This is a genomic window from Mucilaginibacter sp. P5_A4 (genome assembly GCF_056400605.1).
In genome coordinates this window covers 197515-219268 of record NZ_JBFUKX010000002.1, presented here as the reverse complement: position 1 = coordinate 219268, position 21754 = coordinate 197515, and the positions used below count along the sequence as shown (strand labels likewise).

Genomic DNA, 21754 nt, shown 5'->3' with positions numbered 1-21754 from the left:
ATTATAAATGCAGCAGATTAAAAGCATGCAATTCAAAAGCTCTCCCTTTAGGGGGTTGGGGGGCTTGACAATTTTTTTTTATTTTGCGCATGTTTACCAATACTAAACATTATGGAAGAGGATATACTGATACAGATCAGTAACAGCATTAAGGAACGCCGGAGAGAAAAAAATATAACCGTTCAGGAATTAGCTATCAGGGCCAATGTAAGTAAAGGACTAATATCGCAGATAGAAAACAGCCGTACTATACCATCGCTTATTGTATTGATAGATATTATCAAAGCTCTTGAAATAGATATGAACGAGTTTTTTAAGGGTATCCGGTCAAAAGATAATCCTGTGCCGGTATTGGTAAAGCGCAAAGCCGAGTATGAGCATTTTGAAAAGGAACATGCTGCGGGCTTCCATTATCAAAGAATCTTTACCCAGTTAATAACACAATCAACTGTCGACATCGTAATACTTGAGCTGGAACCTGATGCATCGCGCCCGATGGCGGAAACCGAAGCGTTTGAGTACAAGTACATTTTAAGCGGTGAAATTGAATACCAGTTTAATGATGACAAGGTAAAACTTTACCAGGGCGATTCGATGTTGTTTGATGGCCGCATCCCCCATACACCCAAAAACCTGGGTACAACAACCGCAAGTATGCTGGTTGTTTATTTTTTTGAAGAGAAGAAATGATGGGGTGAGTGGTGAGTGGTGCGTGGTCAGTGGTGAATGATGAGTAATAGTTGAATAGGTGAATATTCTTTTTTGTCTGAAACCGGATTTGTGGAATAGGGATTAGCAAATCCGATAATCTGAAGTATCTGCACAATCTGGCTGCAGATAAACTTACCCCAATCAGCCACTCACCATTCACTACTCACCACTGACTACCTTAACCAAACCTTAACACAAAATTAGTTTGCTGGTAATAAATTAAGTTTAGTATTGCTAAACATTTTATATTTGTTTATGAGTATTAAATTAGTTGTTTTTGATATAGCCGGCACCACGGTTAAGGATGATCATGAAGTAAGCAAAGCCTTCCAGGCTGCCATGAAAAAATCGGGGTATGTGGTTGAGTTATCAAAGATAGACACCTTAATGGGTTACGAAAAGACCCTTGCCATTAGCAAAATGCTGCATGAGCATGAAGCAAACACAGCTGTTATAACTTATGAACTGGTAAGCACCATTCACAAAGAGTTTGTGCAGCAAATGATTAATTTTTACCAATACGAACCAGGTATTGAGCCCCTTCCAAATGTAGAAGAAACATTTGCTGCATTGCATGCAAAAGGCGTATTAGTAGGCATAAATACCGGTTTTTCGCGCGATATTGCCGATACAATTGTTAACCGTTTACAATGGCGCGAAAAGGGTTTGATAGACTACGTTGTTGGGTCGGATGAGGTAGAACTTGGTCGCCCGCATCCGTATATGATCCAAAAAATGATGATGGAGGGGAGCATAACAGATCCGCTGGAAGTTGTCAAAGTAGGGGATACCGAGGTTGACGTACGTGAGGGACAAAATGCCGGCTGTAAATATGTAATTGGCGTAACCACCGGCATATTTACCCGCGCCCAGCTGGAAACCTACAATCCCACCCATATTATTGACGATATAGCACAGGTTATTGATATTATAAACCAGTAAGCAATGAGCCTGATTGACGGTTTACGTGCAAAAGTTGCCAAATGGCCATATTCGCTGCTATCGGTTATGGCGGCGGTTTCGGCATTTGGTTTATATACTTCCATGTATGCTTTCCGTAAAGCTTTTGCAGCCGGGACCTTTTCCGGACAGCAATACCTGCATGTTGATTATAAGGTGTGGCTGGTAATAGCCCAGGTAATAGGTTATACCTTAAGCAAATTTTACGGTATTCGCTTTATTGCCGAAGTGAACAGCAAAACCAGGGGGCGTTATATTTTAGCACTTATCGGCTTTGCCTGGGCAGCTTTGCTTGCCTTCGCTTTTGTACCGGCACCGTGGAATATTATTTTCCTATTCCTTAACGGCTTCCCGTTGGGGCTCATCTGGGGTTTGGTTTTTGGTTACCTTGAAGGCCGTCGCTCAACCGAGTTTATGGCAGCAGTACTATCTATCAGCCTGATATTTGCATCGGGTTTTGTAAAAACCGTTGGCCGCACATTGCTCACGGTTTTCCATGTGAACGAATATCATATGCCTTTTTTAACAGGCGCTTTATTTGTTTTACCCCTGTTACTTTTTGTTTTTTGTATGGAACTGATGCCTGCCCCAACTGCCCGGGATAAGCAGTTGCGTGCAGAGCGCAGCCCTATGAACGCAACCGAACGTAAGCAGTTTTTGGTTCGGTTTTTACCTGGCATTATCCTCACCATTATCATATATGTGCTGCTTACCATTATGCGCGATGTACGGGACAATTTTGAAGTAGAGATCTGGGCCGACCTGGGCGTAAAAAGTAATAGCATTTACACCAATATAGATTCCATTATTTCCGTTATAGTTTTGGTTGGCATGAGCCTGCTTATCCTTGTAAAAAAGAATTTAAGGGCTTTCAGCATCATTCACCTGTTTATTATAGGTGGCTGTGTATTGGTAGGTGTATCAACCCTGTTATTCTCGTTTAAAATGATTAGCCCGGTAAGCTGGATGACCATGGCCGGCCTTGGCCTTTATATGGGCTACGTGCCTTACAATGCTATATTTTTTGATAGGATGATAGCTACCTTTAATTACCGCAGCAACGTAGGCTTCATTATGTACATAGCCGATTCTATGGGTTACCTGGGCAGCGTAAGCATTTTGTTTATCAAAGAGTTAGGTCGCCCAAACATTAGCTGGGGCACATTTTTTAAAGAGGGCGTAATGGTTGTAGCAGTGGTAGGCGGCATTTGCAGCGCATTATCGCTCATTTACTTTTTGCAAAGCGCTAAAACAAGTCAAAATTCAAAAGGCAAAATTCAAAACGCCGATTTAACGAACAACGACTTAATGACAACAACAAAATGAAAGAAAATAGTAATTCAAAAAGCTCCCCCTTCAGGGGGCCGGGGGGCTCTGCGATAGTCATAGGCGCGGGCATAGTAGGCCTGGCAACCGCCCGGGCCCTTGCCATACGCGGCTACAAAGTAACCGTGTTTGAACGTAATGAACGTGCGGTTGGCGCATCAATCCGCAATTTCGGGATGATTTGGCCAATAGGGCAGGCTACCGGACCAATGTTTGAGCGTGCTATGCTCTCGCGCAGCATCTGGAAAACCATTTGTACCGAAGCCAATATCTGGCATAATGAAGTAGGCTCATTACACCTGGCTTATCATGATGATGAGCTACAAGTGATAAAGGAATATGTAGAGGCTAATCACCTGCACCGCGATTGTGCACTATTAACACCTGGCGAAGCTATCTCAAAATCACCGGCTATAAATACCGAAGGATTAAAAGGCGCCTTATGGAGCGGCGAGGAAATGATCATCGAATCGCGGGAGGCAGTGGGGCAGGTAGCAAAATACCTGGCCGATAAATTTGGGGTGGAGTTTCACTGGAACACGGCCATCAGCCGGATTGAGCACCCTAAAGTATCCTCGGGTACCCAAAGCTGGCAGGCCGATGAAATATTTGTTTGCAGCGGTGCCGACTTTGAAACCTTATACCCCGAACTTTTTGCCCAAACCGAAATTACCAAGTGTAAGTTACAAATGATGCGTTTGGTTAGCCAGCCGGATGAATGGCGCATTGGTCCATCGTTATGCGGTGGTTTATCCATGATCCATTATCCTGGTTTCCAGGCGGCGGCTTCATTGCCCGCATTGCGCAAACGTTATGAAGAGCAATATGCTGTACACCTTAACTGGGGTATTCACGTTATGGTATCGCAAAATGGCAACGGAGAGCTTACCATAGGCGATTCGCATGAGTACGGCATGGTGCACGACCCTTTTGACAAAGCATTTATTAATAATTTAATAACCGGATACTTACACACCTTTGCTAATTTTAAGGACTGGAATCTCCTGCAATCATGGCACGGCATCTACCCAAAAATGACCAACGGGGCAACCGAATTAATTGTGGATGTTGAGCTTGGTGTAACCATCATAAATGGTCTTGGCGGTAACGGGATGACGCTTTCGTTAGGTTTGTGCGAACAGGTAATTGCTAAAAGATGATTAGTCCATGGACGATAGTCGATAGTCCATGGTCGGATAAGATATTGTATTCAAACAACAACCATGGTCTATGGACTATTGACCATGGTCTAAATGGTCTAAATAAAAAAACATGCGTGACTCAAGGAGAGATTTTCTTAAAAAGGCGGCTTTACTAACCGGCGCGGCGGGGCTTGCCGGCGTTTTACCCGAATCTATTCAAAAAGCGATGGCTATAAACCCGGCCCCGGGCAGCACCTTTATGGATGCGGAGCACATAGTGATCCTGATGCAGGAAAACCGCTCGTTTGACCATACTTATGGTATGTTAAAGGGGGTGCGCGGATATAATGATCCGCGGGCTATCGATCTGCCAAATAAAAACAAGGTTTGGCTGCAAACCAATAATAAAGGCGAAACTTATGCGCCTTTCCGTTTGGATATTAAGGGGACCAAAGCTACATGGATGTCGTCGTTACCGCACTCATGGGCCAACCAGGTTAATGCCCGTAATGATGGTAAATTCGATCAGTGGCTTAATGTAAAACAAAACGGCATAAAGGAGTATAGCCACATGCCTTTAACGCTGGGCTACTATAACCGCGAGGATCTCCCTTTTTATTATGCTTTAGCTGATGCCTTTACTGTATGCGACCAGAATTTTTGCTCGTCGCTTACCGGCACCAACCCCAACAGGTTATACTTTTGGAGCGGAACTATCCGCGCCGAACAGCATGAAAATTCCCGTGCCCATGTTTGGAATGATGATATGGATTATGGCACGCTCAACTGGGCTACTTTCCCCGAGCGTTTGGAAGATCACAGTATTTCATGGAAACATTACCAGAACGAAATAGCTATTGATACCGGTTTTGTGGGTGAGGAAGATCCCTGGTTATCAAATTTCCAGGATAACCCCTTAGAGTTTTTTGGTCAGTACAATATCAAGCTTTACGATAAGCATATAGCGCACCTGCAAAAAAGATTTACCCTTTTGCCGGATGAGATAGCTGATGTTGAAAAACAAATTGCTGCCTTACCTGCCGGTGATGCGCATATCGATCATCTTAAAAAACAGCTTAAACAAAAAAAACGCGACCTGGATAATATCAAAAAAGATATGGCCAGCCTTGATCCGGGTAAGTTTGCCAAACTATCGCAACGCGAAAAAAATCTGCATCAAAAAGGTTTTGTAACCAATACCAATGATCCGCATTACCGCACACTGGTTAACCTGAAATATGATGATAACGGTACCGAACGCGAATTACTGGTGCCCAAAGGCGATGTGCTGCACCAGTTTAGGGAGGATGTAAAAACCGGGGCCTTGCCAACTGTATCCTGGTTATCGGCACCCGAAAACTTTTCTGATCACCCCAGCTCGGCCTGGTATGGCGCCTGGTATGTATCCGAGGTGATGGATATCCTCACTAAAAACCCCGAAGTTTGGAAAAAAACTATTTTTATATTGGCTTACGACGAGAACGACGGTTATTTTGATCACGTGCCGCCGTTTGTAGCGCCTCATCCGCATAAAGAGGGAACAGGCAAAGTTTCAAAAGGAATTGATACCAGCGTTGAATTTGTAACCTTTGAACAGGAAAAAGCCCGCGACAATTTTCCCGAAGTTTATGATCGTGAAAGCGCTATTGGTTTAGGCTATCGTGTTCCTTTGGTAATTGCTTCGCCATGGAGCAAGGGGGGCTGGGTAAACTCCGAAGTTTTTGACCATACTTCAACCCTACAATTCCTGGAGAATTTTTTAAGCAAAAAAACAGGTAAAAAAGTAGTTGAACCAAATATCAGCAACTGGCGCCGCACAGTTTGCGGTGACCTAACCTCTGTTTTTCGCCCATACAACGGCGAAAAAATAGCCAACCCTGAGTTTGTTGTTAAAGATGCTTTTTACGAAAGTATCCACATGGCCAAATTTAAAAAACTGCCCACCTATAAACTGCTCACTGCCGATGAAATAGCCGGGATCAACAAAGATCCGTACGCTTCGCCTTATATGGCCCAACAGGAAAAGGGCATAAAACCGTCATCGGCCCTGCCATACCAGTTGTACGCAGATGGTAAATTAAGTGCTGATAAAAAATCTTTCGAAATAAGATTTAATGCAAGTAAACAGGCATTTGGTGATAAAGCTTTAGGCTCGGCATTTAATGTTTATGCGCCCGGTAAATATGCAAGCTTTAATGATCCGCAGCAAATGGAGCCTTTGCGCACCTGGGCCTACGCGCTTACTGCAGGCGATAGCGTAGCCGATACATGGCCAATACACGAATTTGAGAACGGTGAATACCACCTGCGTGTTTATGGGCCAAACGGCTTTTTCCGTGAGTATAAAGGCACTGAAGCCGATCCATTAGCTGATGTGGCCTGCGAATACCAGGAACTGGCCGGAAAACTAACCGGCAATATCGCTCTGAAACTATCTAATTTAAGTCCCGATAAAGCTTATACTGTTGAAGTTATCGATCATGGTTATAAAACCAACAATCATAAAACATTATTAAATAAAAAGGGTACAAACGCATTGGCGCTTGATCTGGCTAAAAGCCATGGCTGGTACGATTTTAGTGTGAAAGTAACCGGTGGTCACACTTTCGAAAAAAGGTACGCCGGCCGCGTTGAAACCGGTAAACATAGCTTTAGCGACCCGTTGATGGGAAGAGTGGTATAGTAAAATAGGCGGATAAACACTGGATAAGTTTTTTTTGTTAGATTGGTTTCTTAAACCAAATCACGATGATAATTAGTGTTATTCAGCAATTGCAGGGCGATTCAGTAATATCAACCGGGCTTTATATCAATTATACTGTTAAGTGGTGGCATGTTGCTATCTTAATTATTTTAATAGCAGCGATAATTTATCGTATAAAAAGAAAGAAGACGGCGAAATAAGCTTTTGTACTATTGCCCCAAATATTAATGCCCCGGCAGTTTTAATAAAGCTGCCGGTTTGTTTTTTGTCCGCTCAGGGGCCGCGATTTGCTTTTTTTCTTTGCGCCTTAGCGTCTTTGCGAGAAATTATCTTCCGCTGTTTTTCTTAACTTAATGGCATCAGGGAGCCCCCTGAGGGAGCAAAATTTGCCTGAAACAAAAAAAGTTTTTTATTTAAAAATAATCTTGTAATTATGCCTATCCAATTCAGAAACCGTTTTACAGTCCATTTATGCTTCCAGGTAAGGAATATCAAATGTGGCCCGATGCTAAATTGTTAGATTTACTAAGGCTGGATGACCGTGAGGCATTTGAATTGCTGTATAAAAGATATTCGGCCAAACTTTTTCATGCTGCCTATAATCTATTCAGAGACCGCGATGTTTGCGAAGACCTGGTGCAGGAATTGTTTATCGATTTGTGGACAAAAAGAAACCAGCTAAACATCACTTCGGTGGAAGCGTACCTCAAAGTAGCTATCAGGCATCGGGTTATCTATTATATCCGCACCAAAAAAGCCACGCTTAACCTGGAAGTTATTGAAGAGCTGATAGAAAAATACACCGCCGATAGCAAACTCCTTCAAAATGACATAAGCCAGCTGCTGGAAAGCAATGTTGCCCGGCTGCCCGAAAAATGCCGCCAGATCTTTACCCTCAGTCGTAAGGAATACCTATCTAACAAAGAGATCGCTTCCCGCTTAAATATCTCCATAAAAACTGTCGAAAACCAGATCACGATAGCCTTGCGTTACCTGCGTACCGGGCTTACAGATTATTTGCCAGCTGTGATTGCCTTGCTGCTGGTGCATATGATAATTTAGGAGATAATTCTATCCTATGATTATTTAAAAAACTATTGTTTAAATTTGTTAAACCAATGTAGGCTTGTAGTTTTCATCCAACTCCAGTTAAAAATATTGCCGGTTGCCTGTTTATCGTTAAATCTGTTTAAAAAGCTGAAAATGAAAAAGGTATCGCTTTTTTTCGCACTCCCTGTTCTTTTGTTAGGAACATATTTGTTTGCATTTCAAATCAAAAAGTTACCCGGCAAAAAAGAGGTTAAAAGAACCAATGTGGTCACTTGCGGCTCACCTTCGGCCATTGGTGATGCGGATACTACCGCTCAGGGAAAATTCATTGTAAAATTACCGGGCTGGGGGCATTATAGCTACGCTATTTCAACCCATAATGACAGCGCCCGGTTTTATTTTAACCAGGGTTTAACCATGTATTATAGTTACCATATGAAAGAGGCATTAGCCTCGTTCAAAGAAGCGGCCCGATTTGCCCCCTCTTCGCCCATGACCTATTGGGGGCAGGCATTAAGCATGGGCCCTTACTATAATGCTAACGTGTATATTGTGCCAAAAGGATTGCCCGCGGTTTTAAAAAAATTAAACGCGAATGCTAATAATGCAACCGAAAAAGAAAAAGCACTCATCAGGGTTATGAAGCTACGGTATCCGGTGGGACAGGAACAAACTACCCATGATGAAAATGCCTATGCGCAAGGTATGAAGAAGCTGATATCGGTGTATCCCGAAGACGTGGACATAAAAATGCTGTATATAGATGCGATAATGCTGATACATCCCTGGGATTTTTGGAATACCGATGGATCGTCAAAAGAATGGACACCAGAACTGGTTGACCTGTGTAAAAGTGTTTTGAAAGCAAACCCCGAGCATCCTGCTGCCTTGCATTATTATATTCACCTGGTAGAGGCATCCCGTAACCCCGGTGCGGTTATGGCAAATGCCGAACCTTTAAAAAGGCTGTTTCCTGGTGTAGGGCATATGGTTCATATGGCGAGCCATGTTTACCAAAGAAACGGATTGTATTTTCAGGGGGTAGATGCCAATGACAAGGCCAATAAAAGTGTCCTTGCGTATTATTCAATTGCAAAAAATATTTCTCTTGCCAAAGCCATACCGCACCTGTATGCGGTGCAAACTTATTGTGCTTTTAGTGGGGGGATGTATGCAAAAGGCATGGATGCTGCTTTACATTGCAGGAATAGCGTTTCGCCTGCGCCGGATGATAATTATTCACAGTATTTGTATATGATGCCGGTGCTTACCATGGTGCGCCTTGGTAAATGGGACGAAATACTGAAGGACAATGTTGAACCAGACCCAGGTTGGGCTTATGCCCAGGTACTGAAAAATTTTGCAAAAGGATTGGCCTTTATTTATAGCGGTAAGCCAGATTCTGCCAGCAGGCAGCTAATGTTGTTGCGGAGTAATATTAATAACCCTGTTTTAAACGGCAGGCGTATTCCTTTTAATACAGCTTTAGAAGGAGCCACTATAGCAGAAAATATACTGGCCGGGGCGATTTTATTGGCACAAAACAAATATGAAAGCGGTATTGCATACCTTAACAAGGCGGTAAAAGTGGAAGATAATATGATTTATGCTGAGCCTGCCGAATGGCCTATTCCCGCACGGCAATTTTTGGGCGCCTACCTTTTAAAAAACGATGATAATACCTTGGCAGAACAGGTTTACCGGGAAGACCTGGTACACAATCCTGGTAACGGATGGTCGTTATTAGGATTGTATCAAAGCCTGAAGGCACAAAACCAGAAAGAGAAACTGGCTGAATATAAATCGGGCTTTCTCCGTTCGTTTTCGCATGCGGATGTTGTGCCGGCAAGCTCAGTTTTTATGAATTGAATTGAATTTTCTCCAATTGGGCAGAGTTTAGGAAGAATCAAAAAAAAACTTTAAACTTCTTTGGGGGGTAGGGCGTGTTGAATGCATCCTGCATATATAAACCATGAGAAAGTTTAATTTCAGGAAAAAGCAGATCACCGCGAAGGACCAATCTTTGCAGGAAGAAATCGTAAATCAATATTTTGATGAGCTTGATTTGGGCAATACGCCCGAAGTTAACAACCATGGCGTTGAATTTAACAGCGATGAGGTATACAACCGAATCACTGCGCAAATTGATGGATCGGACAAAATTAAAACCTTTAAAAAGCAATGGCTTGTTGCTGCTTCCCTGTTTGCCGGTTTATGTTTCTCGGCATATATTTATCGTAATAACATTCTTGATTATGTATCTCCCATCGCTAATAAACAAATTGCCGCAGCTAACGGGAAAATAATAAACGTAACGCTGGCAGATGGCACAAAGGTTTGGCTTAATGGTGGCAGCAAGCTAATCTATCCCGAAAAATTTCGCGGCGATAAAAGAGAGATCACTTTGGTAGGTGAGGCATTTTTAGATGTGGCCCATAACGCCGAAAGATCGTTCATTGTGCATACCGGCGCCATCCGTACCCAGGTGCTGGGTACAAGCTTTAATGTAAAAGCCTACCCCGAAGACCATTTTGTAAAAGTTGATGTTTTAAGCGGTAAAGTAGGTGTTATCGGCACGGCCAATAACGCAAAAAGATCGCAAACCGTTTTTTTAACCCCCGCCCAGGAGGTTGTGTTTAACAGAGATAACAACCAGGCGGTTAAAAAAGAGATGGTGGATGTGCAGGTGCTCACAGCCTGGAAAAACGGCGACCTGGTATTTAAAAACATGCCGCTGCCCGAAGTTTTAAACACTATTGAGCACCGTTTCAATGTGAAAGTTAATGCCGATATCAATTTAGTGAAGTGTTCTATCTCGGCCAATTTTACCAATGTATCCTTAGTAAATATCATGAAGATCATATCCAAGCTGGTGAAAGGTAAAGCCATACAGGAGGGTTCCGGATATCGTTTGAAGGGTAAAGGCTGTTAAATTAAACCGATTAGTAAAAAATATAACCAATTATTAGCTAACCTAAATTAAAAAAAGAATGATGACATAAATACATAAAAAAAACCCTGATCAAAGGGATTTGAACAGGGTTGCTTAAAATGCCAGGTTAATAATAAGTGCAACGTTTCGAGGTCCAATTCAGAACAAAGCACTTCAATTTCAAACACTTTAATTATCTCAAATCTATGAATATATCTCTATTTTCAAATGGAGTAGTTCGTTATGTAATAATATTAATGAAATTTACCTCGCTCGCCTGCTTTGTTGTTTGCTTTACGTGCCTCTCGGCCGTTGCAAATGATTCATTTGGCCAGAAATTTTTAGAGGTATCAGTTACGCTTAAGCTTAAAAACTCAAAGCTTACTGATGCTCTTGATAAAATTTCGGCCGACAAACATATAAAATTTGCTTACGCAGATAATGTACTGAAGCCGGAATACAGGGTGACTTTAAACGCCAAAAATAAAAGCATCAAACAGGTGCTTAATGAGGTGTTAACTCCATTTAACCTCAGCTACAAAATTATTGATGATGTAGTTGTTATCGACGAAAAAACCGAGCTGGAAAATAATCCGGGAGGTATACAGCAGGCCCCGCCGGTCCCCATTAAAATAACGGGTAAGGTAACCGACGAAAATAACCTGCCATTCCCTGGTGTTGGTGTAAAAATAAAAGGCACCACAACAGGTACCATTACCAATACCGACGGAACCTTTACGTTAAACAATGTAGGCAGCGACGAGATCCTGGTATTCAGTTTTATTGGCTATACGCCCAAAGAAGTATTTGTAAATAATCAAACTACCATAAACGTGCAGCTATCGCCTGAACGTACTTCGTTAAACGAGGTTGTTGTGGTTGGTTATGGCACACAAAAACGCGCCAATATTATCGGCGCCGTCGATCAGATCTCGTCAAAAGCTATCGAGGGTAAGCCATCGATAAATTTAACTCAGGCTTTGCAGGGTACGTCGCCAAATCTTATCATTCAGCAAACCAATTCAGAGCCCGGGGCTTATGCCAATATTAATATTCGCGGTGTGAGCACGTTGGGTAATAACAGTCCGCTGGTGGTTATAGATGGTATAACCGGTGGCGATATCAATTTGCTTAACCCACAGGACATTGAAAGCGTTTCTGTATTAAAAGATGCGGGTAGCGCCGCCATTTACGGTTCAAGATCGGCAAACGGTGTGATATTAGTTACTACTAAAAAGGGGAAGAAAAATTCAAATACGCAATTAAGCTACAATGGGCAGGCTGGTGTGCAGGAGCCGCACGTAGGGTACAAGCCGGTGCACAGCTATGAAAATGCCATCCTTAGGAATGAGGCCGTTGTGAATGCTGGTTTGCAACCCATCTATAGTCCGCAGGATATCCGCAATTTTCAGCAGCAGGGCGATCAGCAATGGTTCCTGGATGCTATTTTAAAGAATGCTGTACTGCAAAATCATAACCTGGCTTTAACAGGAGGTAATGCAACCTCATCATATCTTGTATCGGCAGGGGTAACAGATCAGCACAGCAATTTAGTTGGGCCAAATTATGGCTTGCGCCGTTACAATTACCGGATAAATTTAAGCAGTGAGTACGGTAAGTTAAAGCTTACAAGTATCCTGTCGTACTCACGCACCGAAATAAAAGAACATTCCTACAATACATCAACCCTTATAGTTGACGCGGGCAGAACACCCACTTATTATAAAATAAAAGACGACCAGGGCAGGTATCTGACCAATGACGTATTAACAGAGTTTAACCCGCTGGGAATATTAGAAGCAGGTGGTTACCGCAAACGCGATAACGATAACATATTTGGTAATTTAAACGCCGAGCTGGCCATCACCAAAGATTTTAGACTGAAAGGTGTTTTTGGCGGAACACTTTTAGCAAACCACATGTTTGGCCGGGTGATAGAGGTTGATTATTTCCCGAAGGGGACTTACGGTGCCGACAGGAACACCAATGACGATAATAACAAAAACCTTTTCCTGAACACACAGGTAATAGCGGAGTATACTAAAATATTCCACAAATCGCATAATGTTAATGTGTTGATAGGGGTGGCTAATGAATCATCAACCAATCAAAGCAATTATCTGCGTCTTAAATATACCGACCCGGAACTTGGTACTCCTGTTACAGGAACCATCATCGATCCATCGTCATCGGCAACCAATAACAATACTACCGAAAGCAGTCTGAACTCTGCTTTTGGTCGTGCCAGTTATAATTTCCAGAATAAAATTTATGGAGAGTTTAATTTCAGGTTAGATGCTTCATCAAAGTTTAATACGCAAAACCGTAATGCGTTCTTCCCTTCCGGATCTGTGGGTTACAGGATTACTGAAGAGAATTTCATGCAGCATTACCGGGATAATTATGGCGATCTGAAACTAAGGGCATCATATGGTATTTTGGGCAACCAGAATGTGGGCGATTACCAATACCAGCGTACCTATGGTCCGTTCCAAAATGCGTATGGTTTTAATAATGCAGGCGTTGGCGGCGCTTCTTTATTAATTGCAAACCCTGATATCCGCTGGGAACGCGCGGCCACATTTAATGCCGGTATTGATGCGGGGTTTTTAAAAAACACCCTGACGATTTCAGCCGATTATTTCAACAAAGTGACCAGGGATATTTTGCTTCCTCCAGTTATACCAGGAGTATATGGCGTAAGCGGGAACCAGGTACCAGACTATAATGCCGGTAAAGTACAAAACCGTGGATGGGAACTAACCGTTAACTACCGTTTATCAGGCAAAAACTTCAATCACTCTTTCTCCTTCAACGTAGCCGATACCAAAAACAAAGTATTATATCTTGAAGGCGGCGACCAGATAAAAACGTATGATGAATTGCAGTTGATTAATAAAGTTGGTTTGCCAATTGGCTCATATGTTGGGTTAAAACGCGATGGCTATTTCCAAAATCTGAATGATATTGTTAACGGGCCAAAACCTGCCGGTTTAACTGTTTCGCCAGGTGATAACCGTTATGTGGATGTTAATAAAGATGGGATTATTGATGATAACGACAGGTTTGTTTTAGGGAACGGTTTTCCTCGTTTAACTTTTGGGTTTACCTACAATGTTACCTTTAAAAACTTCGATTTTAACCTGTTTATGCAGGGGGTAGGCAAACGCAGCATGTTTGTACGTGGCGAACAGGTTGAGCCATTCCACTTTAACTACTCACAGGTGATCTATCAGCACCAGTTGGACTACTGGACACCTCAAAATCCTGATGCCCGTTATCCGCGCCTTGCCGCCGCCGGCAGCCAGTCAAATACCAACAACTTCAGGCGGGGATCTGATATGTACATTTTCGACGGTTCATACCTGCGCGTTAAAAACGTGACTTTGGGATATTCATTACCGCAAAGTGTTGCCAAAGCCATAGGTATGCATAAGGTTAGGGCTTATGTGTCTGGTCAAAATATGCTCACTTTCTCAGGTATGAAATTCCTTGATCCCGAATCAACCGAGCTTACCAGTAACGCCAATGTACCACAAGGTGGCGGGGCAAATAGTGGCAGGTCTTACCCTACGCCGATATATTATGGGTTTGGTATTGATGTAACATTATAATTTATTATACATGAAGAAATTAACAACATATAGAACCTTGTTTTTTATGGCCCTGGTAACTGTTATAGTTTCGGCCTGTAAAAAACTCGATCTGGCGCCGGTAAATAAATTTACCGATGCCAATTTCTGGACAACTGCAGAAAAAGCAAAGAGCGTATTAAATACTGCCTATTCACAAATGTTCCGCAGCGATTATTTTTTTTATAACGAAGGAATGAGCGACAATGCGTATAACGGCCGCGGCGATGCCAATGGGGTGGCGTCGCTTGCAGCCGGAACTTATGATCCTTCGCTGGGACGTATTAAAGAGGAGTGGGGATACCACTATGCAGGCATCAAAACCTGTAATATATTTTTGGAAAATGCGGATAGGGTAACAGCTTTGGATGCCGGCCTTAAAAACAGGATGAAGGCCGAAGCCCGGTTTATTCGTGCTTATCATTATTTTCAACTGGCTACCTGGTTTGGTGATGTGCCTTTGTTTGATAAAGACGTCACTATTGATGATTCAAAAACAATTGCCCGCACGCCAAAAGCCCAGGTAATTGATTTTGTACTGAAAGAACTTGATGAAGCGGCAGCGGCATTGCCGGTTAACACAGCGTATGCTGTAGCCGATAGGGGCCGAATTACCAAAGGAGCCGCCATTGCGCTCAAAGCAAGGGTTTACCTTTACGACAGCCGCTGGCAGGATGTTGCAACTACCTGCGAAAAACTGATCAACGATAATACCAATGGTACCTACAGCTTATTCCCATCATACGAGGGATTGTTTTTACCGCAAAACGAGTATAACAGCGAGGTGATATTTGATCTGGAGTTTGTACCTAACGACAGAACATACAGCCAGTTTTTTGATTTTGCGCCATTGGCCGTGGGTGCCCGTTTAAACGCCCTTGCCCCAACCCAGGAACTGGTTGACAGTTACCTGATGGATAATGGCAAAAAGATTAGCGAGGCCGGATCTGGCTATAACGAGGATAATCCGTATGTAAACCGTGATCCAAGGATGACTAATACCGTTGTATACAATTTATATAAATGGAAAAAGCCTGATAACAGTATCCAAACCATTTATACCAAACCCGGATCAGATCCTGGTGCGGATAAACTGGATGAATATGCACCAGGCAAAGTAAGCTCACCAACAGGTTACTACATCCGCAAATATTACGACCCTACATCTGCCGTAAATTTCCAGTCGGGTTTAAATCTGATCCTGATCCGCTATGCTGATGTACTGCTCATGTATGCCGAAGCTAAAAATGAACTTGGCCAGATGGATGCCGGTGTTTGGGATAAAACTATAAAAGCCATCCGCTCGCGTGCCGGGTTTACTGATGCGCCTGCACTTAACTTTAGTGGCGCGGCACAGGCCGATCTGCGTAATATCATTCGTAACGAACGCCGTAGTGAATTGGCCATGGAAGGTCTGCGGATATTCGATATCCGCAGGTGGAAAACAGCCGAGGTGGTACTAAACGGCTGGGCGCATGGAGCCAAATTTGGTCCGCTATCTGTTGATAACGGGTACATCAGGGCTAATCTGCGCAGCTTCGATAAAAGTAAGGCTTACTTATGGCCGGTGCCGCGCGATGAGCGTGCTGTTGATCCAAATCTTACGCAAAACCCAGGTTGGTAGTTCAATAATTATTTATAAAAAATTATAATCAATTAAGATCATGAAAAAAATTACTTTCTGCCTTATGGCAGGCATATTGGCATTAATAATTGTATCCGGCTGTAAAAAAGATAAAACCCTTAACCACACAAAGGTATCGGCAGTAAATAACTTTTTTGCCCCGGCCGATAACAAATTTATAAAGCTTGAACCCGCATCAGGTTCAGCATCATTTGAGTKGGAGCAAGCACAAGCCGAAGATAACGGCCTTGTAGTATATGAGGTTGCTTTTGATAAAGCTACCGGCGATTTCTCAAAACCTTTATATACTATGCCATCAGATGGTAACGGCTTATACAACAAACTAACCATCTCATTTAAAGACCTGAACAAAATTGCCGACCTGGCAGGAATCCAGCCACAGGAAACAGGTAAATTAAAATGGACGGTAATGTCATCAAAAGGTATCAATGTACAAAAAAGCAGCTTGTCGCGTACAATTGAGGTTGAGCGTGCTGCCGGGTTCAGTGAAATTCCTGCCGACCTTTATTTAACCGGAACTGCTACCGAAGGCGGTGATGACCTGGGTAAAGCCGTGCACTTAAAGCAAACATCTACCGGTGTATTTGAAGCTTACACCTCTTTAAAAGCCGGGACATATCATTTTGCTGAGCGCAACACAGGCACACCTGCAACTTATTCAATTGACGGTGTAAAGTTATTAAAGGATGGCAGCACTACAGTTACAAGCGATACCAAAATAGAAAAAGTAGTAGTAGATTTTACGACAGCGTCGGCAACTATAACACAGGTAGTATCTGTAGGTTTATGGTTTGCCGCGGATAACAAGATCTGGTTTGATCTGCCTTATAAAAGTAATGGTCAATGGGAAATTGATAATGCATCCATCGTGTTTCACCAGGAATCATGGGGAAGGGATGAGCGTTATAAATTCCGTTTTACTTTAAAGGATGCCGCGGGCACAACTACCACACAGTTTTACGGAAGTACAAATTCTGATAATAACCGCCCGGATGCCAATACAGCTGCATCATTTTATTATATGGTACCTGTTAACAGTTCGCAATACGATTACTGTTTCAAATTTACAGGGGCAGCCGATAATAAAACGGCTGATATCGTGGTGGATTTTAGCGCCGATGCTAAAGCCTATACCCACAAGGTTACTGTTAAGTAATAAAAATTATATGTTGTGCACCTGCGATTATATGCAGTTGCACAACAATAAAACATTTAACTATAGTTTATGAAGATCATAATTCACAATATAAAACGGGTAGTATTGGCTGGCATGGTTCCGTTAATGCTTACCTCGTGTTTTAAGGATAAACCCTTTCCGCTTTATGGCAACAAGCCAACTGTTACGGTAGATTATAAGTTTGCAGCCACAGCCGATTCTTTACAAGATAAAACCTATAGCACCTATTTATCGGCCAACGGAAATTATTTTATACAGAATAATGCGGGAAACACCAATTACAATTATTGGCCACAGGCGCATACGCTTGATATTTTTACCGATGCTTTTTTACGAACTAAAAATGAGGTTTACAAACAGCGGATGAAATCATTACTAAACGGTACGCGCGCCACCAACGGTAATAAATATCAAAACGAATACTATGATGATATGGAATGGCTGGCCCTGGCAAGTCTGCGTGCTTATGAAGCCACCAGTGACAATGATTACCTGGATGCTGCCAACACCTTATGGACGGATATAAAAACCGGCAACAATGATAACCAGGGAGGGGGAATAGCCTGGCGCAAATCGCAACCTGATTATAAAAATACGCCAGCCAACGCACCGGCTATTATATTTGCCTGCCGCCTGTATCGCTTAAAAAACAATGCCGCCGATCTTACATTAGCCAAAGAACTTTACACATGGCTAAAGGCAACATTGGTTGATCCGGCAAGCGGCATCATCTGGGATGGTATAAACGGTAACCATGACGGGCAAATCAGCAAAAATAAATTTACCTATAACCAGGGAGTTTATATGGGCGCAGCTCTGGAACTTTATAAGGCAACCAATAATGCCGATTACCTGGCCGATGCAGTACACAATGCTACAGCTACTATAAATGACACCGATATCTCTCCCGGCGGATTGTTGAAATCAGAAGGGCAGGGCGATGGAGGCTTGTTTAAAGGGATTTTGGTTAGATACCTTACCTTGCTGATCCAGGAACCCGCGGTAGGTGCCACAGATCGTGATGCCTATGTGAAGTTTTTGAAATATAACGCGCAAACCCTGTATACAAAAGGCATCAGTCGCCCGGCGCTTTTTGTGAGTCCCGACTGGAAGAGCCAGCCATCTGCAACTACCGATCTGACTACCCAATTAAGTGGCGTAATGATGATAGAAGCCGCCGCCGTATTAAAGGCCGATGGTAAGTTTTAAATTTGAAATATCTTCCGGGTATTAAACCCCGGAAGATATTTTTTACCGATCCTACCCATATTTATGAAAAACATTATATCAATAATCTCTTTTTGCCTGGCAATAGTTTTAAATACAACCGCCCAAACTACTGCCGATTATAAAAGCCGGATTGCCATCATCAATAAAAATATTTATGATAAGTTTTATGATAAAAAGGCAAACCTGTATTTTGAAACAAATGATCCGGTAACCAATAAGGGTAATCATTCGTTCTTGTGGCCATTGTGTGCCCTGGTTCAGGCTGCTAACGAAATGGAAGCAGGTCAGCCATCAAAAACATACATAGCCCCGGTTATGAAAGCTATTGATCAGTATTACTCAGCCAAACCACCGGTGCCGGGTTACCAGGCTATGGTGGTAAAGGAAAAAGCAGATTCCCGTTTTTATGATGATAACGAGTGGGTGGCCATTGCTTTGATGGATGCATATGCCCGTAACCACAAAAAGGAATACCTTCATACTTCCGAAATGATCTTCCGTTTCCTGCTATCTGGCCATGACATGGTTGGCGGCGGCGGTTTTTACTGGGTTGAAGGGAATAAAAAGGGAAAGAACACCTGTTCAAATGGTCCGGCTATTCTTGTTGCCCTACAGCTTTACCAGGCAACCCATAAAAAGGCTTACCTGGATACTGCCATTGTAACTTACAACTGGACAAAGCAACACCTGTTATCGCCCAAGGGCATTTATTATGATGCGATAAGAGTACCATCGATGAAAGTTGATTCGGCTTATTATACGTATAACGCGGGTACCATGCTGCAGTCGGGTGTGATATTGTACAATATCACTAAAGACAAAAATTATTTAGATGACGCGCAGAGTGTAGCCAAAGCCGCCGAAAAACATTTTTATAAAAATGGCAGATTACCCGGTAACTATTGGTTTAACGCGGTATTGCTTCGGGGATATATTGAGTTGTATAAGGTTGATAAAAACAAAGCTCAATTAAAATTCCTGGTAGATGATGCCAACCGCACCTGGACCGAAGAAAAAGACAATCAAAATCTTTTAGGTCCTAAAAAAGTAAAAACATTAATTGAACAGGCTGCCATGCTGGAGATCTATTCAAGGCTGGATAACCTGAAGATGGATTAGCAGGTAAGGACATGTTCATTTTTTGTTGAAAAATGAACATGTCTTAATTTTATGTCCATTTTATTTTTTTTCAGGATTTTTTGTTGTCTTTCAGTTCCCGTACTTCCTGTTGCAATATGGCCACTTCACCCTCGAGGACTTTTAGTCTTATCTCGTTGACGCGGTTTTGAGTTTCCTGGGTTGCTCGTACATCTTTTATATCACCTTTTAGCTGGAAATAAGTTGTCATAACCGATACAACAATACTTATTGTGCTAATGATAGTTACTGAGATGTTCTTAAGGGTAATGCCCCTTATTTCGTGTTGTTCAAGCGTTGTCATAGCTGTTTAAATAAATTAATTTCTTTTGCCCTGCGTTTTGTTAAAGTATCGCAAACCACTTTTTTTCCGGTATGCGGATCTGTGATCTTATTCCAGGCCGAAAAGCATTCGGCTGCGGCTGCATAATCTTTAAGGTTAAGTTTTTTTAACAGGGTTGATTGTTTTAGGGCCCCGGTACCTTCATTGTAAGTGAAGGAAACCAGTGCGTCAAACTGGTTTTGGGTAAGCGGCACATGCACAGATTTGTTTACGGCGTTTTCGTACTGCTCAAGCGTTTTACCAAAAAGCTCATCTGCCTGTGCTTTGGTAATTGGTTTGTCGGCTGCTTTTACAACACGGCCATCAGGATAACTGGTTGAACCGTATCCGATGGTCCATACACCGGCTACATCTTTGTATGGATGTAATACTAAACCTTCAAACGCTTTAATCAGTTTAGTTCCGTTATTACTTAGTTTCATTATTAATTGTATTACCAGGTACGGATTGTTTTACTGCAAACTGGGCAACAGCAGCTATAGTGGTACCAACTGTGGCCATTATGGCGGTAATGATTGGTGGTATAATTCCAATTCCGTTTAACGAAACCGAAAGGGTTACCAACCCCGCACCCAAAATCTGTGCTTTTTTAAAAAATAAGGGCGTATCACCGGTGATACGTTGCCAGAACGTGTATTTTTTTTCCATGGTTGAGGGGGGTAATATTTTTTATAAGTAGTATGGTTAAATTTATTAACCATATAAAATCGTCAAAACGACGTGACCGAAAAATATAAAACCATTTGTCCTGTTTTGCGCATTTTTTTAATGCTATAAAAAAATGCTAACGTGCGCTCTCATCTTTATGAAAGTTGATGCTTTTTGAAAGTTTTAATGCCGGTTGCTCAATTAACACATAAAATAGATAGGCAATTAAAATAGAAAAGGACAGGCAAGCGATAGCGATTATACCTGAATTTTTTAATGAAGGGCTTAATAATCTAATTGTTATTAAGCTGGCGGGTATGTGAATAAGATAAAGTGAGTAAGATATGTTACCTAAGAAACTCAGTATAGCAACCTTAGTACTTCTCTTGTAAAGAATTAAAAAAGTTACAGTCAAGGCTGGAACCACGCCGCTTATAATCGACTTTGCCAAAATTATATAAATGCTAAACAAAATAAACACAATCCAAAACCACCTCCGATTTAATAAGTTAGTATACGCCAAAAAAGCGATATAGCCAAAAGCAAATTGATAGACATTGCCAATTATTATACCTCTTACGGTATACTTAATACACAAAGCACTAAGTAGTAAAATAATTAATATAGACAGCGAAATATGTAAACGACTTAATACTGGATAAAGTAAACCAAGTATAATATAAAATTGAAACTCTATCGAAAGTGTCCAAAAAATATCACTATACCAATGTGCTGATTTGACAAACGGAACAAGGTAGGTTACATGTAAGAAAACGGATTTTATATCAAAATCGGAAAGCGGTAAAGGGACAAAAATAAACAAAACCAAGATGCAACACCAGTACGGTGGGTCTACCCTCACACTCCTCTTTAATATGAAGTTGAAGAAGTCATTAATTCTATAATTTTTTTTAAATAGAGAATAAGGCAAAACGAAACCCGATATGACAAAGAAAACGGCTACACCTTGTTGACCATTGATAACTATATAGTCAAAAAAAGGATTAATATTAAGCCCGGTTGCCAGTTGTATGTGTACAAAACAAACACCTATAGCGGCAATAGCCCTAAGTAAAATTATACTGTTGATTTTTGTTTTTTTTTCTGACATTATGAG

17 protein-coding genes are annotated in these 21754 nt (G+C 42.0%); 13 read left to right on the top strand and 4 right to left on the bottom strand.

Going from position 1 to position 21754, the window contains the following annotated elements; all coding sequences use genetic code 11:
* Positions 1 to 111: 111 nt before the first annotated feature.
* The 13 genes from AC1DQW_RS02810 to AC1DQW_RS02750 all read left to right on the top strand — a co-directional run bounded on the left by AC1DQW_RS02810 (position 112) and on the right by AC1DQW_RS02750 (position 19628).
* Positions 112 to 690 (top strand): helix-turn-helix domain-containing protein, encoded by a 579-nt coding sequence (locus tag AC1DQW_RS02810; RefSeq protein WP_477452746.1) that lies wholly within the window; start codon positions 112 to 114, stop codon positions 688 to 690.
* Between the two features lie 276 nt (positions 691 to 966).
* Positions 967 to 1653 carry an HAD hydrolase-like protein gene (locus AC1DQW_RS02805; RefSeq protein ID WP_477452745.1) on the top strand — a complete coding sequence of 229 codons (687 nt, stop codon included), beginning with the start codon at positions 967 to 969 and terminating at the stop codon, positions 1651 to 1653.
* Positions 1654 to 1656: 3 nt separating this feature from the next.
* Positions 1657 to 2997: a DUF5690 family protein gene (locus AC1DQW_RS02800; protein WP_477452744.1), complete on the top strand. Its 1341-nt coding sequence runs from the start codon at positions 1657 to 1659 to the stop codon at positions 2995 to 2997.
* Complete coding sequence (locus tag AC1DQW_RS02795; protein WP_477452743.1) at positions 2994 to 4157, top strand: TIGR03364 family FAD-dependent oxidoreductase; 1164 nt, start codon at positions 2994 to 2996, stop codon at positions 4155 to 4157. Before AC1DQW_RS02800 ends, AC1DQW_RS02795 begins: the two co-directional genes overlap by 4 nt.
* 112 nt (positions 4158 to 4269) lie before the next feature.
* Positions 4270 to 6822 carry a phosphocholine-specific phospholipase C gene (locus AC1DQW_RS02790; RefSeq protein ID WP_477452742.1) on the top strand — a complete coding sequence of 851 codons (2553 nt, stop codon included), beginning with the start codon at positions 4270 to 4272 and terminating at the stop codon, positions 6820 to 6822.
* A 492-nt stretch (positions 6823 to 7314) separates the two neighbouring features.
* Positions 7315 to 7905, top strand: coding sequence for an RNA polymerase sigma-70 factor (locus tag AC1DQW_RS02785; RefSeq protein WP_477452741.1), 591 nt, complete (start codon positions 7315 to 7317; stop codon positions 7903 to 7905).
* 141 nt (positions 7906 to 8046) lie between these two features.
* Positions 8047 to 9762, top strand: a complete 1716-nt coding sequence (locus AC1DQW_RS02780) for a tetratricopeptide repeat protein (protein WP_477452740.1) — start codon at positions 8047 to 8049, stop codon at positions 9760 to 9762.
* Positions 9763 to 9865: 103 nt separating this feature from the next.
* Entirely contained in the window at positions 9866 to 10825 is a 960-nt protein-coding gene (locus AC1DQW_RS02775; protein WP_477452739.1) for a FecR family protein, read from the top strand.
* A gap of 206 nt (positions 10826 to 11031) precedes the next feature.
* Positions 11032 to 14439, top strand: a complete 3408-nt coding sequence (locus AC1DQW_RS02770) for a TonB-dependent receptor (RefSeq protein ID WP_477452738.1) — start codon at positions 11032 to 11034, stop codon at positions 14437 to 14439.
* Positions 14440 to 14449: 10 nt separating this feature from the next.
* Positions 14450 to 16081 (top strand): RagB/SusD family nutrient uptake outer membrane protein, encoded by a 1632-nt coding sequence (locus tag AC1DQW_RS02765; protein ID WP_477452737.1) that lies wholly within the window; start codon positions 14450 to 14452, stop codon positions 16079 to 16081.
* Between the two features lie 40 nt (positions 16082 to 16121).
* A complete protein-coding gene (locus AC1DQW_RS02760; RefSeq protein WP_477452736.1) occupies positions 16122 to 17258 on the top strand; it encodes a SusE domain-containing protein in 1137 nt (378 codons plus the stop codon).
* Positions 17259 to 17327: 69 nt separating this feature from the next.
* Entirely contained in the window at positions 17328 to 18488 is a 1161-nt protein-coding gene (locus AC1DQW_RS02755) for a glycoside hydrolase family 76 protein (protein ID WP_477452735.1), read from the top strand.
* A 63-nt stretch (positions 18489 to 18551) separates the two neighbouring features.
* Complete coding sequence (locus AC1DQW_RS02750) at positions 18552 to 19628, top strand: glycoside hydrolase family 76 protein (RefSeq protein WP_477452734.1); 1077 nt, start codon at positions 18552 to 18554, stop codon at positions 19626 to 19628.
* Positions 19629 to 19698: 70 nt separating this feature from the next.
* On the opposite strand, the gene AC1DQW_RS02745 is transcribed toward AC1DQW_RS02750, so the two are convergent.
* The 4 genes from AC1DQW_RS02745 to AC1DQW_RS02730 form a co-directional block, all read right to left on the bottom strand.
* Complete coding sequence (locus AC1DQW_RS02745; RefSeq protein WP_477452733.1) at positions 19699 to 19950, bottom strand: hypothetical protein; 252 nt, start codon at positions 19948 to 19950, stop codon at positions 19699 to 19701.
* Positions 19947 to 20411: a lysozyme gene (locus AC1DQW_RS02740; RefSeq protein ID WP_477452732.1), complete on the bottom strand. Its 465-nt coding sequence runs from the start codon at positions 20409 to 20411 to the stop codon at positions 19947 to 19949. The genes AC1DQW_RS02745 and AC1DQW_RS02740 overlap by 4 nt, the downstream gene beginning before the upstream one ends.
* Positions 20398 to 20637 carry a hypothetical protein gene (locus AC1DQW_RS02735; protein ID WP_477452731.1) on the bottom strand — a complete coding sequence of 80 codons (240 nt, stop codon included), beginning with the start codon at positions 20635 to 20637 and terminating at the stop codon, positions 20398 to 20400. The genes AC1DQW_RS02740 and AC1DQW_RS02735 overlap by 14 nt, the downstream gene beginning before the upstream one ends.
* A 136-nt stretch (positions 20638 to 20773) precedes the next feature.
* Positions 20774 to 21748 carry an acyltransferase family protein gene (locus AC1DQW_RS02730; RefSeq protein ID WP_477452730.1) on the bottom strand — a complete coding sequence of 325 codons (975 nt, stop codon included), beginning with the start codon at positions 21746 to 21748 and terminating at the stop codon, positions 20774 to 20776.
* Positions 21749 to 21754 lie beyond the last annotated feature (6 nt).

What these genes read in the sequence shown, in the direction of transcription:
- AC1DQW_RS02810 (WP_477452746.1), top strand. Translation starts at nt 112, where the DNA reads ATGGAAGAGGATATACTGATACAGATCAGTAACAGCATTAAGGAACGC.
- AC1DQW_RS02805 (WP_477452745.1), top strand. Translation starts at nt 967, where the DNA reads ATGAGTATTAAATTAGTTGTTTTTGATATAGCCGGCACCACGGTTAAG.
- AC1DQW_RS02800 (WP_477452744.1), top strand. Translation starts at nt 1,657, where the DNA reads ATGAGCCTGATTGACGGTTTACGTGCAAAAGTTGCCAAATGGCCATAT.
- AC1DQW_RS02795 (WP_477452743.1), top strand. Translation starts at nt 2,994, where the DNA reads ATGAAAGAAAATAGTAATTCAAAAAGCTCCCCCTTCAGGGGGCCGGGG.
- AC1DQW_RS02790 (WP_477452742.1), top strand. Translation starts at nt 4,270, where the DNA reads ATGCGTGACTCAAGGAGAGATTTTCTTAAAAAGGCGGCTTTACTAACC.
- AC1DQW_RS02785 (WP_477452741.1), top strand. Translation starts at nt 7,315, where the DNA reads ATGCTTCCAGGTAAGGAATATCAAATGTGGCCCGATGCTAAATTGTTA.
- AC1DQW_RS02780 (WP_477452740.1), top strand. Translation starts at nt 8,047, where the DNA reads ATGAAAAAGGTATCGCTTTTTTTCGCACTCCCTGTTCTTTTGTTAGGA.
- AC1DQW_RS02775 (WP_477452739.1), top strand. Translation starts at nt 9,866, where the DNA reads ATGAGAAAGTTTAATTTCAGGAAAAAGCAGATCACCGCGAAGGACCAA.
- AC1DQW_RS02770 (WP_477452738.1), top strand. Translation starts at nt 11,032, where the DNA reads ATGAATATATCTCTATTTTCAAATGGAGTAGTTCGTTATGTAATAATA.
- AC1DQW_RS02765 (WP_477452737.1), top strand. Translation starts at nt 14,450, where the DNA reads ATGAAGAAATTAACAACATATAGAACCTTGTTTTTTATGGCCCTGGTA.
- AC1DQW_RS02755 (WP_477452735.1), top strand. Translation starts at nt 17,328, where the DNA reads ATGAAGATCATAATTCACAATATAAAACGGGTAGTATTGGCTGGCATG.
- AC1DQW_RS02750 (WP_477452734.1), top strand. Translation starts at nt 18,552, where the DNA reads ATGAAAAACATTATATCAATAATCTCTTTTTGCCTGGCAATAGTTTTA.
- AC1DQW_RS02745 (WP_477452733.1), bottom strand. Translation starts at nt 19,950, where the DNA reads ATGACAACGCTTGAACAACACGAAATAAGGGGCATTACCCTTAAGAAC.
- AC1DQW_RS02740 (WP_477452732.1), bottom strand. Translation starts at nt 20,411, where the DNA reads ATGAAACTAAGTAATAACGGAACTAAACTGATTAAAGCGTTTGAAGGT.
- AC1DQW_RS02735 (WP_477452731.1), bottom strand. Translation starts at nt 20,637, where the DNA reads ATGGAAAAAAAATACACGTTCTGGCAACGTATCACCGGTGATACGCCC.
- AC1DQW_RS02730 (WP_477452730.1), bottom strand. Translation starts at nt 21,748, where the DNA reads ATGTCAGAAAAAAAAACAAAAATCAACAGTATAATTTTACTTAGGGCT.